General features: G+C 47.2%; 15 protein-coding genes. All 15 read left to right on the top strand.

All coding sequences use genetic code 11. From position 1 onward, the window contains the following. Positions 1 to 68: 68 nt before the first annotated feature. Positions 69 to 1,055 carry a glycosyltransferase family 9 protein gene (locus ABD028_RS17235; protein WP_343846537.1) on the top strand — a complete coding sequence of 329 codons (987 nt, stop codon included), beginning with the start codon at positions 69 to 71 and terminating at the stop codon, positions 1,053 to 1,055. Beyond that, positions 1,052 to 2,104 (top strand): pseudaminic acid synthase, encoded by a 1,053-nt coding sequence (pseI, locus tag ABD028_RS17230; protein WP_343846536.1) that lies wholly within the window; start codon positions 1,052 to 1,054, stop codon positions 2,102 to 2,104. Before ABD028_RS17235 ends, pseI begins: the two co-directional genes overlap by 4 nt. A gap of 82 nt (positions 2,105 to 2,186) precedes the next feature. After that, entirely contained in the window at positions 2,187 to 2,561 is a 375-nt protein-coding gene (locus ABD028_RS17225) for a GxxExxY protein (protein WP_343846534.1), read from the top strand. A gap of 59 nt (positions 2,562 to 2,620) precedes the next feature. Then, positions 2,621 to 3,640: a UDP-2,4-diacetamido-2,4,6-trideoxy-beta-L-altropyranose hydrolase gene (gene pseG, locus ABD028_RS17220; protein ID WP_343846532.1), complete on the top strand. Its 1,020-nt coding sequence runs from the start codon at positions 2,621 to 2,623 to the stop codon at positions 3,638 to 3,640. Positions 3,641 to 3,752: 112 nt separating this feature from the next. Further along, positions 3,753 to 4,319, top strand: coding sequence for a GNAT family N-acetyltransferase (locus tag ABD028_RS17215; RefSeq protein WP_343846530.1), 567 nt, complete (start codon positions 3,753 to 3,755; stop codon positions 4,317 to 4,319). Between the two features lie 3 nt (positions 4,320 to 4,322). Further along, the gene (locus ABD028_RS17210; RefSeq protein ID WP_343846528.1) at positions 4,323 to 4,568 is read left to right on the top strand and encodes an acyl carrier protein; all 246 of its coding nucleotides are present in this window, start codon (positions 4,323 to 4,325) and stop codon (positions 4,566 to 4,568) included. After that, positions 4,561 to 5,307: an SDR family NAD(P)-dependent oxidoreductase gene (locus ABD028_RS17205; RefSeq protein WP_343846526.1), complete on the top strand. Its 747-nt coding sequence runs from the start codon at positions 4,561 to 4,563 to the stop codon at positions 5,305 to 5,307. The genes ABD028_RS17210 and ABD028_RS17205 overlap by 8 nt, the downstream gene beginning before the upstream one ends. An 11-nt stretch (positions 5,308 to 5,318) precedes the next feature. After that, positions 5,319 to 6,668: an AMP-binding protein gene (locus tag ABD028_RS17200; protein WP_343846524.1), complete on the top strand. Its 1,350-nt coding sequence runs from the start codon at positions 5,319 to 5,321 to the stop codon at positions 6,666 to 6,668. Next, on the top strand, positions 6,661 to 7,755 hold the full coding sequence (locus ABD028_RS17195) for a LuxE/PaaK family acyltransferase (RefSeq protein WP_343846522.1): 1,095 nt from the start codon (positions 6,661 to 6,663) through the stop codon (positions 7,753 to 7,755). The genes ABD028_RS17200 and ABD028_RS17195 overlap by 8 nt, the downstream gene beginning before the upstream one ends. Next, a complete protein-coding gene (locus tag ABD028_RS17190; protein WP_343846520.1) occupies positions 7,752 to 8,924 on the top strand; it encodes an acyl-CoA reductase in 1,173 nt (390 codons plus the stop codon). The genes ABD028_RS17195 and ABD028_RS17190 overlap by 4 nt, the downstream gene beginning before the upstream one ends. Positions 8,925 to 8,965: 41 nt before the next feature. Next, positions 8,966 to 10,267 carry a phosphoenolpyruvate mutase gene (aepX, locus tag ABD028_RS17185; protein WP_343846519.1) on the top strand — a complete coding sequence of 434 codons (1,302 nt, stop codon included), beginning with the start codon at positions 8,966 to 8,968 and terminating at the stop codon, positions 10,265 to 10,267. Further along, positions 10,267 to 11,388 (top strand): phosphonopyruvate decarboxylase, encoded by a 1,122-nt coding sequence (gene aepY / locus ABD028_RS17180; protein ID WP_343846517.1) that lies wholly within the window; start codon positions 10,267 to 10,269, stop codon positions 11,386 to 11,388. The genes aepX and aepY overlap by 1 nt, the downstream gene beginning before the upstream one ends. Further along, the gene (locus ABD028_RS17175; protein ID WP_343846515.1) at positions 11,388 to 12,476 is read left to right on the top strand and encodes a phosphonoacetaldehyde reductase; all 1,089 of its coding nucleotides are present in this window, start codon (positions 11,388 to 11,390) and stop codon (positions 12,474 to 12,476) included. Before aepY ends, ABD028_RS17175 begins: the two co-directional genes overlap by 1 nt. Continuing rightward, on the top strand, positions 12,476 to 13,390 hold the full coding sequence (locus ABD028_RS17170) for a nucleoside-diphosphate sugar epimerase/dehydratase (RefSeq protein ID WP_343846513.1): 915 nt from the start codon (positions 12,476 to 12,478) through the stop codon (positions 13,388 to 13,390). Before ABD028_RS17175 ends, ABD028_RS17170 begins: the two co-directional genes overlap by 1 nt. A 3-nt stretch (positions 13,391 to 13,393) precedes the next feature. Beyond that, a complete protein-coding gene (locus ABD028_RS17165; RefSeq protein ID WP_343846511.1) occupies positions 13,394 to 14,605 on the top strand; it encodes a capsular polysaccharide export protein, LipB/KpsS family in 1,212 nt (403 codons plus the stop codon). Positions 14,606 to 14,610 lie beyond the last annotated feature (5 nt).

Here is a 14,610-nt window from a genome sequence, read left to right as displayed (position 1 = left end):
TTTATGACACCCGACATTCTCCGTGCTCTTCGTGTCTCTGTGGTAAAGCCATAAATTTAGGGGATTACGTGACAAATAACGCGCCAAAAAAAATACTGTTAATCAGAATGTTGGGCTTAGGCGATGTAACTTGCATCGGGATCCCAGCGTTACGTTACTTTAAACAACGCTTCCCCGAAGCCCAGTTTAGCTTTCTGACCTTTGCAGCCGGTAAGGAAGTGATAAAACTGGCTGAGCCAGATGTTAATGTGTGGGGCTTGGATAAAGATGCATGGCCCGAACATATTATCCCCGCCATGGAAACCTTCTTAGGCCTGGCAGAGCAAATTATCGGTGAAGGGTACGATCAAATCTGGAACCTGGATACCTGGTTTATGCCTTGCTTTTTAAGCCGCTTTTTGAAAGACGCAGGTGAAAAGGTGATGGGAAATACCATGAGCATTTCCGTACAGACGCTGATTGATGAGTTTCAGTCACAGCAGCTAAAACCTGAATACGTGAACGATCCTGCTAGCTATATGCAAAGTAGTTTTTTTAGCATGGTGCGCTGGCATACACCCTGGTGGCAAGGGGGATTGGTGCCTGACTTCGGTTATCCGGAATTTTATCTGCGCAGTTGCTGTGGCTTTGATCAACTGGATATGGATATGTCGATTCAGGTGGCGGCCGACCAGGAATTAAAACGCATCGGCAAACAGCAGAAAGTCATAGCATTGGCGCCACAATCCCGCACACCAGAGCGAGCCTATCCTTTTGCTGATGAGCTGAAAGCTGAACTGGAAAAGCGGGGTTATCATGTCTGGACCGGGTTTGATGGCTCGGTGTCTTTGCGTCAAACCCTGATGCAGCTAAAAGCATCGGACTTACTGGTGACGGCGCCGTCTGCACCGCAGTGGTTGGCAACAGCGGTAGGCTGCCCCAGTCTGGTGATATGTGGTGATGTGGATCCTCGCACTCTGATGCCGGATTACGCCACCGATCCCCATGAAGGCCCTATACCCGCCTTACAGTTGGCAGAAAGTATTGATTCTATATTTAGCGAGCAGGCGCAATGAAGTCTATTCAGATCGGGCAAAGAACCATCGGCCCCGAGCAGCCGCCTTTTATTATTGCTGAGTTGTCTGGCAATCACAGTCAGAACTTGACCACCGCCATGAAGATGCTGGAAGCGGCAGCAAAGGCTGGCGCCCATGCCATCAAATTGCAAACCTATACTGCTGATAGTATGACCCTGGATGTGCAAAAACCGGGTTTTGTAATTGAAGAGCAGGATAGCTTGTGGCACGGCGAGAAACTGCATGCACTTTATCAACGCGCCGCCACACCCTATGAATGGCATGCGCAGCTATTCGCCAAAGCCAGGCAACTGGGAATGGAAGCTTTTAGTTCACCCTTCGATGAACAGGCAGTGGATTTTCTTGATAGTCTGGATGTGCCCTGCTTTAAAATTGCCTCTTTTGAGCTCACCGACATCCCGCTTATCCGCAAGGCCGCCAGTAAGGGTAAGCCACTGATTATATCCACCGGTATGGCCAGCTTGGCGGAAATTGAAGAGGCAGTCACTACAGCTAAAGCCGCGGGTTGCCAGGATATTATATTGCTTAAATGCACCAGCACTTATCCTGCCGAGGCGGCCAATACCAATCTGCTTACCATACCACATATGCGCGATGCCTTTGGCGTGCAAGTGGGGTTGTCTGACCATACTGGTGGCATTGGCGCGGCGGTGGCATCAGTTGCCCTTGGCGCAACGGTGATTGAGAAACACTTTGTACTGGATCGCAATGCCGGCGGTGTGGATGCCGCCTTTTCGCTTGAGCCACAGGAACTAGCTGCGCTGGTGATGGAATCAAAGCGTGCCTGGCAGGCAATGGGGCAGGTGGTGTATGGCGGCAGTCAGGCCGAAGAGAAGGCTAAGCAATACCGCCGTTCTATTTATGTCAGTGCAGATATCCAGGCTGGTGACATCCTGGGTAAACATAATCTGCGTATAGTGCGCCCGGCCTTTGGCCTTGCCCCTAAGCACTGGGACAGCGTACTGGGCAAAACCGCCAAAACAGCTCTCCCCAAAGGCACCCCCCTGTCTTGGGAATTTATAGAGTGATGAAAGAATAAAACCACAGAGACACAGAGGGCACAAAGAAATTGCTATAAATAAGTATCGCTAATCAGAACTTAGATAGTCTATGGATGGAAATGACTTAACTGGTAAGATTATTGGTGCTGCAATTGAAGTCCATAAGGCTCTTGGTCCCGGATTGTTGGAATCTGCCTATGAAGCTTGTCTGGAGGAGGAAATAAAAACGCTGGGGTTAAGTGTCAAACGTCAGTTAGAGCTGCCTTTACGGTATAGAGGTATTCAAGTAGCCGTTGGCTATCGTATTGATTTGTTGGTTGAAGATAGCGTTATTCTGGAGTTGAAAACCGTTGATGATATTCAACCTATCCATAAGGCGCAGTTACTGACGTACTTAAAGTTAATGAATCTCAGATACGGCTTATTATTAAACTTTAATGTCGAAAAGTTACACCACGGTATTTGTAGAATTTTAAATGGGTAGTTTTTTGGTAAAATTTTTCCCCTTCGTGCTCTCTGTGCCTCTGTGGTTTGATCATCTTTATGAATAGGGTTTTATTCAGGATGGATGGGCATAGCCAGATGGGCCTAGGCCATCTGATGCGTTGTCTGGCGCTGGCCCAACATCTGCAAGCAGAAGATATCGATGTAACCTTTGCTGTATTGCCCGGCACGGTGCCATTTTGCCGTGCCCGCCATGATTGGGTGGGCGCAGTATTAACCATTCCAGAAGGTTTGACCCAGCAGGATGAAATCGCCTGGCTAAATCAGCAGCCAGCCTTTCAGCAGGCCGATATAGTGGTGCTGGATGGCTATCAGTTTAATGAAATCTACCGACAAGCCCTTAAGCAAACAGGCTGTCAATTGGCCCTGTTTGATGACAACAATAATTCTGGAATGTTACATGCGGATCTGGTTATCAACGGCGCAGCGAATGCTGAACAATTAGGCTATAACCTTAGCGCCCCGGGTGCGAAATATTGCCTGGGCGAGAAGTTTCGGGTACTGCGCCGGGAGTTTACCTACGCGGAAACCAGTTGGGCTAAGCGTAATTCACTATTGATCACTATGGGCGGCAGCGACCCGGCCAATCTGACCTTACCTTTGCTAAAAGCTTTGGATAGTGCCGGGGCAGATATGCCCATCAGGGTGATTACCGGTGCTGCTTATCCCTGGTTAGGTCAGCTACAGGCATTTTGGGCTAAAACAAACTTGGTTGTGCAGCATATACAGGATTGTCAGCAGATGGCTGACGCTTATTGCCATGCGAAATTGGTGGTGTCAGCAGCCGGGGGAAGCCAATATGAGTTACAAGCCACTGCCAGTCCGGCCTTTTTGTTAGTAGTGGCAGACAATCAGGCCGAGGCAACATTTTACACTGCCGGGCAGCATTGGTGCAGAGCGGTTGATTGTCGGCAAAGGGTCGACTTTGTCGCGCTAACTCAGCAAGTCCTGGCATTGTGGCAGGATAAACAGGCCTTACAAAGTATGCATACCAAGGCTATGCATTTGGCCGATCTTGATGGTGCCAGCAGAATCATAACTACTATGATGCGATTGTAGCTTGCTTAAACCTTGGTTGTTGGGTAACTCAGCACCTTTACTGCACCTTGAGTTTCTCGCATATTGGACGATATAAGAGGCGGGAAGCCATTGTTGGGGCAGGTGAATACATTTGATTGATAAGCTTACATTCAGTTTTGCGCGGTATGGCGTCATGCTCAAACCTATTCAGCATACTCAGATAGAGATGGTGCGTCAGTGGCGCAATACGCCTCGTATTCGAAGCCTTATGCTGGACAGCAGTGAGATCTCAGCTGAGCAACAAGTAGCCTGGTTCGAGCGGGTATGGGCGTCAGAACAGCAACTGTATATGCTGATTTATTTTAAACAGAAGCCCATCGGCGTAACGTCGCTAACGGCGATTGACAAGGTAATAGGCTGTTGTGAGCCAGGCATGTATATTTATGATCAACAGTATCAGGGCAATATTATTCCGTTCTGTGCCGCATTTGCGCTGAATGATGTGGCCTTTGAACAGTTCGGTCTTACCCAGTTACGTGGTAAGATTTTCGAATCAAATCAGGCTTCTATGCGCTTTCACAAAGCTTGTGGTTACCAAGTGACCAACCAGCAGGAAGATCTGGTGTATTTAACCTTAAACCAAACTGATTATCAGATTGCGCGGGACAGAATGAAGCGTTTTATGCGCTTTGATTCTGCCCACTTAACAGAGGACTGAATCTTGTCAGAGAATGAACACAAGCTTCGTCAGGTGTTTGCTGAAGCCCTGGCCATTGATGTCGGACGGGTCAACGACGAACTGGCCTACAATCAAATTGAAGAATGGGATTCGACCGCCCATATGATTCTGATTGCCCAGTTGGAAGATTGTTTCGAAGTGATGCTTGATACCGACGATATTATTGATATGAGTTCCTTTGCCAAGGCGAGGCAGATTTTGGCCAAGTATGAGGTGATATTTGGCTGAGCTATTAGGCGGCAAAATCTGCCTGATTACCGGTGCCAACCGCGGCATAGGTGCAGCGACCGCCAGACTCTTCGCCGCGCAGGGGGCAGAACTGTGGTTGACGGCCCGCCAGCAGGGAAGCCTGGATAGCATCGCAGCCGATTGCCAGGCGTCAGGGGCGACGGTGCATTGTCTGTATTTTGATATTCAGGATGGAACGCAGGTCAGACAGGCGTTTGCGCAGGTGCAGAAAGTGTCCAAAGGCCTTGATGTATTGGTCAATAATGCGGGGATACTTCAGGATGCGTTACTGGGCATGGTCACACCGGAACAGATGCAAAGCGTTTATGCCAGCAATGTATTTGGTGCCCTATACAATAGCCAATACGCAGCCAGATTAATGGCTCGACGTGGTGGCGGTAGTATTATCAATCTCAGTTCCATTATCGGCAGCCGGGGTAACGCCGGACAGGCAGTATACGGCGGTAGCAAGGCGGCCGTTATTGGTATGACTCAATCTCTGGCCAAGGAGTTGGCTGCACAGCAAATTCGTGTAAATGCCATTGCTCCTGGTTTTATTGATACCGATATGGCCAGGCAACTTGATGATAAATTGTTTCAGCAACGTCTTGATTCTATTGCCATGGGCAGAATTGGGCAGCCCGCTGACATCGCTAATTGCGCGCTGTTTCTGGCTTCTGAATTGTCATCTTATATTACTGGCCAAGTGATTGGTGTTGATGGCGGTATGCTCATTTAGTCGGGAGGCATATGTTCTTTACAGAGCTAGCAACGTTCGGAGAGGCCCCGGCAGTGTGGGTGGGGCAGAAATGCCTGACGTATCAACAGCTCAATCTGCAGGTGGAACAGTTTTGCCAACAACTACCTGCAACCCGCAGTCTGATTTTCCTAAAGGCCAGTAACAACCTCACCAGCCTTATAGCTTATCTTGCAGCGCTTAAGGCCGGACACGCTCAAATGTTGCTGTCGGCAGATATTCATCCGCATTATTTGCACCAATTGTGCGAAGCTTACCAGCCTAATCTGCTTGTTAGCGACGGTCTGCCACAGGTAGTCAATCTGCAACCACCTGCTATGGCGACTGATTTGGCTTTGCTGCTGTCTACTTCGGGGTCAACTGGCTCGCCCAAACAGGTCGCCCTTTCTTATACCAATTTGCAGGCTAACGCCGAGTCAATTTGCGCGTATCTGCCGATTAAACCGACTGATCTCACTATTACCACCTTACCGTTTTTTTATTCCTATGGCTTGTCAGTTATTAACAGCCATATACTGGCAGGTGCAGGCATAGTGCTTAATGAGCATGGATTGGTAACACGTGAATTTTGGGATACCTTCAGGCATCACCAAGTAACGAGCTTTGCCGGCGTGCCGCATAGCTATGAAATGCTGCTAAGGCTTAGATTTACCAATATGGACTTACCTTCTTTACGTTATTTTACGCAGGCTGGTGGACGGTTATCTGTCGACAGAGTCCAACTATTGGCGGACTGGGCCAAGGAGCAGGGTAAGCAGTTTTACACTATGTATGGTCAAACCGAAGCCACCGCCCGTATGGCATTTAACGCCACTCCTGCCCAAAAGCCTGCTGCCATCGGCCGCACTATTCCTGGCGGAGAGTTTAAGTTGCTTGATCATCAGGGCATGCTGATCACTGCACCAGAGCTGGAAGGTGAACTGCATTACCGCGGTGACAATGTGATGCTGGGATATACGGAGTCTGTGAAGGACTTACGTCAGTTTTTGCCAGCGAAGTGGCTGGCTACTGGCGACTTGGCCTGTAAAGATAAAGACGGGGATTTTTTTATCAAGGGCAGGCTTAAGCGCATCATCAAACCTTTTGGTCAGCGCCTGAATCTTGATGAAGTGGAAGGCTTGCTAAAATCTATTGGGCTTGAGGCAAACGTCGTTGGTAACGATAATGCGCTGCAAGTTGCCTATAAAAATAATAACTCTGATATGGACTTACGCCTTTGGCTTAGCAAGCATTTGGGCTTGCACCCTTCTGCAATAACGTTACTTGAGACCAACGTATTACCGGCCCTGCCAAATGGCAAACCAGACTATCCCACTATCCAACGGCTGTTTGAGCATGACTGATTATGAAGCCTTACTTGAGCCATTCTGGCAATTATCCCCTTATGAGCTCAGTCAGGCTGATAAAGAGCGTGAGCTGCTACTGGTATTATCAGCGCTCGATCAACACCACCGGCAGCATTGCCCTGAATATGCGCGTATAGCCGGGCTTGGTTTTTGTGATGGGCCATACCCGTCGCTGAGCGACTTACCTTATCTGGCCGTGCGCCTGTTTAAACATATGCCACTGAAAAGTATTGCAGAGCAGGATGTGTATAAACTGCTGCAAAGCTCTGGCACCAGTGGCCAGGCGCCTTCCCGAATCTTTTTAGATCAAAGCACTTCTAAACGACAGTCCAGGGCCCTGGTAAAAATATTGCAGAACGTGCTTGGCAAGGCACGTTTGCCGATGCTGATTATCGATAGCCCTGCAGTTCTGAAAGACCGCAACCTGTTTTCTGCAAGGGGCGCCGGTATTCAAGGGCTGGCGTTTTTCGGGCGTGAACACACCTATGCCCTGGATGAACAGATGCAGCCTAATTGGCCGGTGATTGACGAGTTTGTGCAAAAACACGGTCGAGGGCCGGTGTTGCTATTCGGCTTTACCTTTATGGTGTGGTTGCACCTGTTAGAATCCCTTCATGAGGCTAATAAGACCCTGAATTTACCCCAAGGCGTGTTGCTGCATAGTGGTGGCTGGAAAAAGCTCGAAGCCCAAAAGGTGGATAATTCCCTCTTTAAACAGCGGGTTAAACAGTTAACTGGTGTGAGTCAGGTGGTCAATTTTTACGGCATGGCAGAGCAGGTGGGTTCGGTATTTGTCGAATGTAAGCAAGGCCATCTGCATGCGCCGTTGTTCGCCGATGTGTTAGTTCGCAACCCTTATGATTTAACCGTATCGCCAGTGGGCGAGTCAGGATTGCTGCAAGTGTTATCTGTGTTGCCCAGCAGCTACCCAGGTCATAGTTTGCTAACTGAAGACATGGGTACGATCCACGGTGTGGATGATTGCCCATGTGGCCGCAAGGGCAAATATTTTTCTGTGAGTGGCAGACTGCCCAAATCAGAGGTGCGTGGATGCAGTGATACCCACAGCGGAGCGCGTTTATGACAATACAGGTTTTAGCCGGTGCTAACGTAGAGGAGCTGGCCCTGCAATCGCCATTATCGGTATTTGACCCGCAGATAATGGCATTTTGTCAGGCCCTTTCGACCAGTTTACTGAAGCATCCGCAGGCCAAGCTTATCCCTGAGTTGGCGGCGCTGGGCTTCTGGTTACGCAAAGCCAATCTGTTGAAGATGAAGCAGGATTATCCTTCCCCTACATATCTGTTGCGTAAGCCTTTGGGGGTGGTGGTGCATTACACCCCAGCCAATGTCGACACCATGTTTGTATACAGCTGGATATGCGCGCTTTTAATGGGGAATAACAATCTTGTGCGTCTGGCCAGTCGGGAAGCACCTGCCAAGTCAGCACTGCTCAGTGTATTAAACCAGCTATTTGCCCAAGAGCAATTCCAGCCAATTGCAGTGCGTAATACCTTTGCCAACTATCCCAGAGACGCCGAAGAAGGCACGCAAGTCAGCTTGATGGCCGATGCCAGAATCATCTGGGGGGGAGATGAATCTGTGCAGGCTATCCGCCGTTTGCCCTGCAAGCCGCGTTGTCGGGATATCCCTTTTGCTGACCGGTATTCTGTGGCGCTGATAAACGGTGATGCCGTAAGTCAAAACAAAGTGGAAAAATTAGCCGAACTGCTTTGGCGCGATCTTCATCCTTACAGTCAAATGGCGTGCTCCTCACCTAAAGTCTTGTTCTGGTTGGGCGAACGCCAATGGCAAAGTGCTTTGTGGCAACAGATTGCAGTGTTGAACAAGGATACCCCCCCGGCAATACATCAGCGTATGGATCATTTAGTAACCGGCCAGTTGGCACAGGCATCAGAGCTCAGCCATACACACGTAACATTAGGTCAGTTATCGGTAGTCTGCATAGACAAGTGGGATAGCTCCCTGGTAAGTATGCACCCAGGGCAGGGGCTGCTCTATCTGATTCCGATAGCAACACTGGATAACATGCTCGCTCTGTTGTCAGACAAATGTCAGACCCTGAGTTATTGGGGACTGGATGCCAGCGAGCTTTTAAGGTTTTTGCCCGAACCGTCGATAACAGGGATAGATCGTGTTGTACCAATCGGTCAGGCGCTGGATTTTTCACCTGTCTGGGACGGATTTATGTTGTTTGAGCAGTTGAGTCGTGCCGTTGTGGTATCGTCCTAAGCGAATAGATATGTCCTCCTTCTAAATGAGCTGAAGTACCTATGGAAAAAGTAGTATATGTTGGTATGAGTGCCGACTTGGTCCATCCAGGACATCTGAATATTCTTAAACATGCTGCCAGTCTTGGCAAGGTGACAGTAGGCTTGCTAACTGATGCGGCTATTGCCAGCTATAAACGCGTGCCTTTTATGACATTTGAGCAGCGTAAAGCAGTGATTGAGAATATAAAAGGTGTTGAGGCTGTCATACCGCAAACTACCTTGGACTACGTACCCAATTTGCAGTCACTCAAGCCAGACTTTGTAGTGCATGGAGATGATTGGAAGGAAGGGGTGCAGAAGCAAACCCGCCAAAGGGTAATTGATTGCTTAACGCAATGGGGTGGAGAGTTGGTGGAAGTACCTTATACCCATGGTATTTCGTCCACTCAGTTACACAAAGCCATGAAGGAAATTGGCACCACACCACAGATTCGTCTCAAATCGCTGCGTAGAATGTTGGCGGCCAAGCCTCTATTGCGTTTTCTGGATATTCACAACGCCTTATCCGGCTTGATCATTGAAAACACCAGGGTGATGACCGAGTTGGGTCCGCGCGAGTTTGATGGCATGTGGGGCAGTAGCCTGACCGACTCAACGGCCAAGGGAAAGCCGGATATTGAGGCTGTGGATGTATCTTCGCGTATGAACACACTAAACGAAGTGCTGGAAGTGACTACCAAGCCTATCATTTATGACGGTGATACAGGTGGTAAAACCGAACACTTTGTTTTTACCGTTAAGACATTGGAGAGACTCGGTGTGTCGGCAGTGATAATTGAAGACAAAACCGGGCTTAAGAAGAATTCTCTGTTTGGCACAGAAGTAGCGCAAACACAGGATAGTATTGAGAATTTTTGTCAGAAGATTCAGGCCGGTAAGAATGCTCAGGCCACGGATGACTTTATGATTATTGCCCGAATTGAGAGCTTGATTTTGGGCCAGGGTATAGAGCATGCAATGCAAAGGGCTGCTGCATTTTTAGATGCAGGCGCTGATGGGATTATGATCCACAGCCGGGAAAAATCACCGGATGAAGTCTATGAGTTCTGCCGCCGCTACAACGCTCTGCCCAATCGCAAAACGCTGGTGGCTGTACCGTCCAGTTACAACAAAGTCTACGAGCACGAGTTACAGGAACAGGGTGTGAATATCGTTATCTATGCCAATCAACTATTACGCAGCGCTTACCCGGCCATGGTGAATACAGCCTCTTCAATACTGCAACACGGGCGGTCGGCTGAAGTAGACAGCCAAATGATGCCCATCAAGGAGATTCTCGAACTTATCCCTGGGGGCAAATAGTGATTGCGCCGTCTGAATTCTGTCAACTGTTAGATGAGCACGGCATGTCATCATTTTATGGTGTGCCTGACTCTTTACTGAAGTCTTTCTGTGCTTATGTCGACAGTTATTATCCATCTTCGCAGCATATTATTACCGCTAACGAGGGGAACGCTGTGGCCATGGCGGCAGGACATTATCTTGGTAGCGGTAAAGCCGCCGTGGTATACATGCAAAATTCCGGCTTAGGTAATGCTATTAATCCGTTGACGTCACTGGCCGATCCTCAGGTCTATGGCATTCCAATGTTACTTATCATTGGGTGGCGTGGTGAGCCAGGTGTAAAGGATGAACCTCAACATGTGAAGCAAGGCGCCATCAGTGAACAGCAGTTGAGCTTGATGGGCATTGATTATCTGGTCGTTGATGCTGATAGTGATTGGCGGCAGAAGTTACCAATATTGCTTACTGAGATGAAGACCCAAAGTAAGCCTGTAGCTATCCTGGTAAGAAAGAACGGTTTTGCTGATTTTAAAGGCTCAAATACTGCTGGATTAAGTATATTTGGTCGAGAGGCGGCGATTGAGTGTCTGGTTAGTTCACTGAGTGCGGATGCACTGATTGTCTCAACTACCGGGAAAACGTCTCGTGAGTTATTTGAAATTCGCCAGCGTCGCGGTGAAGGTAGTAGGGATTTTTTGACTGTCGGGGCGATGGGGCACACCTTAAGTATTGCGGCTGGGGTGGCATCGACCAATCCCAACAGGTTGACAGTCGCACTGGATGGTGATGGTTCTGCCTTAATGCATATGGGCTCTCTAGCGGTAATTGGCAGCAAAGGGCCTGGTAATTTATTGCATGTTTTACTTAACAACAGTTGCCACGAATCGGTTGGGGGGCAAGCGACAGTAGCAGACAAGGTCGATTGGCATACACTGTCAAAGGCTTGCGGCTATCGCCAATATTATTGCGTTGACAGCGAACAGGAATTGAAAAAGGCTTTAGATGAGGTATCCAAAAGTACAGGACCACAACTTTTGGAAATTCTTATTGCCAAAGGTTCTCGTGATGATTTGGGACGTCCAACCTCAAGTCCTCAACAAAACAAACTCAGTTTTATGCTCCAGGTAGGAAGTACCTGATGTATGGGGAAATACTGTTAAGCGAACCGCTGGTTGTTTTACAAACAGACAATGTACTTGAGACCTGTAAGGGACTTTTGGCGAACAAACAGGTGTTGTTAGTGACCAGCAACAGTTTCAGCAAAGCCGGTTGGCCCCGAACATTGCAAGAGCAGACGGGAATTGATATTTGTGCCGTTGTTGACAACATCCAGCCCAACCCACAGAGGAAGGATTTGGAATCACTGCATCAGCGTCTTAAAGGTGAGTCTGTCGAGTGTGTTTTGGCCTTAGGTGGTGGCAGCGTGCTGGACAGTGCTAAAGTGCTATCCAGGATGCTTACAGAGCAGTCCTTAAGTGAGAACTGGTTAGCTCCTGAATGCCTATGGGAGGGACCACCCATACCCGTGATAGCAATACCCACCACGGCCGGCACAGGTTCAGAAGTCACGCCATTTGCGACTGTTTGGGACAGTCAGGAACAGAAGAAATACTCATTAGGGCAAGTTCGGCCAACTACGGCTATTTTTGCACCGAGTCTGACTCTAAGTCTGAACAGAGAGCAAACCTTATATCCGGCCCTCGACGCCTTATCCCATGCATTGGAATCTTTGTGGAACAGACATCGTTCAGAATTAAGTGAATCCAGGGCACTTAAAGCTATTGCCCTCATATGCGATGCTCTGCCTAAGACGCTGGCTCAGCCGCACAACATTGAGGCCCGCACCGCTCTGCAGCAAGCGGCGATGTGGGCTGGGCTGGCCATTAGTGAAACCAAAACGGCCATAGCCCATGCGATTTCTTACCCGCTGACCTTAAGTTATGCGATGCCTCATGGGTTGGCATGCAGCTTTACCTTAAAGGCGATATTGGCCGAGCAACAGGCTTGCTTTAATGTTCCGACACAATATGTCGATAAAATAAAAGCGCTACTGGATAAGTTGCAGTTGAGTGTGGAAGTTGAGCGGTTCGTATCGCCGAGCAAACTTTTGGCCGAATTCAATACTGATTTAGACCCGACTCGTGCGGCGAACTATGCGGGAGACATCAGTCACCAGGCACTAAAACGGATCTTAGAACGCAGCCTGTATACCAGCAAGAGGTGCTAATGAAGATTCAAACATTATTATTCGGCGCAGGACAGGGTGCAGGTGTGTTTATTGACAATACCGCATCCGAGCGTGAATTTGTTGGGTTCCTGGATAATGACCAGAGAAAATTTGGCAAACAATTTTACGGAATTCGAGTGTATGCGCCAGCGGATGTCAAAAGCCTGCAATTTGACGAAATAGTTATTACAACCCAATGGGCTATAGATGTAAAAAATCAGTTGCTAAATGAACTGGATATTCCCGATAAAAAAATAATACTACCGCATAAAAATTTACTTAAAAAACCAACACCATTTGTTCAGAAAGAAACATTGGGTTTGGCTAGGCTAATTGTTTTAGAACTCAGTTCCCTAGCGCAAAAGTTAGATGTTCCAATGGTGGTGGATTTTGGCACACTGCTTGGATTAGTCAGAGATGATGATATCATTCCTTGGGATGATGATGTTGATTTTTCCGTACCATTGTCCTTTAAGAATGAGGCGGAAGAGTTATTGCTGAATTTTTTATCCTTGGAACTTGGTGGGGTAAATTGGCGGGTTGAAAGAATTATAGATAAAAACGAAAATGTTTCAGGTTTATTGCTTAAGTTTTCATGTCCAAGTCAATATCTAAACGAGTTTACAACATCTATCTGCTTTAGAGAAGTCCGAAATGGTCAGGCATTACATTTACCCAGCCTGGGAATGTGGTATGCACCTGAGAAACATTTTAAAGATATAGATAAAATTTTTTGGCGAGAGCAGATTATTCAAGTTCCGCTCGATTATGAAGACTATTTGACATTTCAGTATGGTGACTGGAAAACTCCCAAAAAAGATATGCAGTTAACTGACTATGCCAATTTGAATACGGTTTCCTTCCAAGAGGTTGAGCTGGCATCCCTTCAATCAGTCATTATACAGAAAGGCTGACTTGTGCTGACTGAATCCACTAAGTCTTTATTGAAAAAATTGAAGCCAGTCACTTTCGAACAGCTGGGAAAATATCGCTTTATGTTGTTCGGTAGTGGTGGATTCGCTAAAAGAATATATAAAGAGTATAAGAAATGTATTGTTGGTCTTATTGAGTACGAAAACGCTTTACTCAATGCCAAACCAAGTCACTTTGAATCTATTTGGTTTCTGCCTGAGCAGGCATCGGGTACAGTTTTGCTAGGGACAGGTAATGGGACTTTCCAGTTCAATCAATTGTGCGCTCTTTCTGAACAGGCTGCAGATAGAATAGATGAAATTCTTGTGGTTGACCCTTACCTGAGTCTGAGAGGTTTTCAGTTTAGTTCCCTCGATAAAAATATCCTGCTTTTCGAGCATGCAGATGGAGTTGTCAGGCACGGAAAACATTTGTCAAAATTAAAAAAATACTTTTCTAGACGGGGCTTTAATACGTTATCAATATGCCCACTTATGCTCCTGTACTATAGAGATTTTTTAAAGTGCGAAAATCTGTTGATATTTAATGGTCAGCGTAAACTCTATGATATTGTTTTTGACTCGTTTCCTAATAAAAAATTAACCTATATAGAATATGGTTTTTTTCCTCAGAGTGAATATTACTATTTTGATAAGAAGGGCGTGAACCATCGATGTTCGCTAATGAATGATAGCTTGGATTGGATAGACAAACATCATCTACTTGAACTTGAAAAAATAAAATCTTTCTTTTTAAAAGATTTTAAATCTGTTGCTCTTGACTATATACTAGTGCCATTGCAAGTTCCTGATGATGCCAACATCTTGAATTGCAGTAGATTCACTAATGGTATGCAGGAATTCATTGACTATATTGATAGCGAATACTCAGCGCGAGAAAGAGTGGTTTTTAAACCTCATCCTAAGGATCCCTATCAGCATCAGTATGATTATAGGGGCCGCGAAGTGTCGGAGTTACCTTTTCTGACTTTGCTGAAGCATGCCAAATCTGTTCACGGTATTACGTCAAGCACATTGTATGAAGCCGCGTTAGCCGGCGTTGACGTGATCTCTGAAGGAACATCAGTTTTAAACCAGCATATAGACCAGAAAGACAAGTTACTCGCTGCAATGGTAGAGCGTCAGATTCATGTTGAAAACAGCGACCCGCGCTATTGGTTAGATAAGTATAGTCATATCGATCTTACCATTTGTTAGAGATA

Source organism: Bowmanella denitrificans, assembly GCF_039522935.1.
Classification (GTDB): Bacteria; Pseudomonadota; Gammaproteobacteria; order Enterobacterales; family Alteromonadaceae; genus Bowmanella; species Bowmanella denitrificans.
This window is presented reverse-complemented; position numbering and strand designations above follow the sequence as displayed.

Excerpts from the sequence above, each read along its gene's own strand:
- pseI (WP_343846536.1), top strand. The coding sequence starts at position 1,052 with ATGAAGTCTATTCAGATCGGGCAAAGAACCATCGGCCCCGAGCAGCCG.
- ABD028_RS17225 (WP_343846534.1), top strand. The coding sequence starts at position 2,187 with ATGGATGGAAATGACTTAACTGGTAAGATTATTGGTGCTGCAATTGAA.
- pseG (WP_343846532.1), top strand. The coding sequence starts at position 2,621 with ATGAATAGGGTTTTATTCAGGATGGATGGGCATAGCCAGATGGGCCTA.
- ABD028_RS17200 (WP_343846524.1), top strand. The coding sequence starts at position 5,319 with ATGTTCTTTACAGAGCTAGCAACGTTCGGAGAGGCCCCGGCAGTGTGG.
- ABD028_RS17195 (WP_343846522.1), top strand. The coding sequence starts at position 6,661 with ATGACTGATTATGAAGCCTTACTTGAGCCATTCTGGCAATTATCCCCT.
- ABD028_RS17190 (WP_343846520.1), top strand. The coding sequence starts at position 7,752 with ATGACAATACAGGTTTTAGCCGGTGCTAACGTAGAGGAGCTGGCCCTG.
- aepX (WP_343846519.1), top strand. The coding sequence starts at position 8,966 with ATGGAAAAAGTAGTATATGTTGGTATGAGTGCCGACTTGGTCCATCCA.
- ABD028_RS17175 (WP_343846515.1), top strand. The coding sequence starts at position 11,388 with ATGTATGGGGAAATACTGTTAAGCGAACCGCTGGTTGTTTTACAAACA.
- ABD028_RS17170 (WP_343846513.1), top strand. The coding sequence starts at position 12,476 with ATGAAGATTCAAACATTATTATTCGGCGCAGGACAGGGTGCAGGTGTG.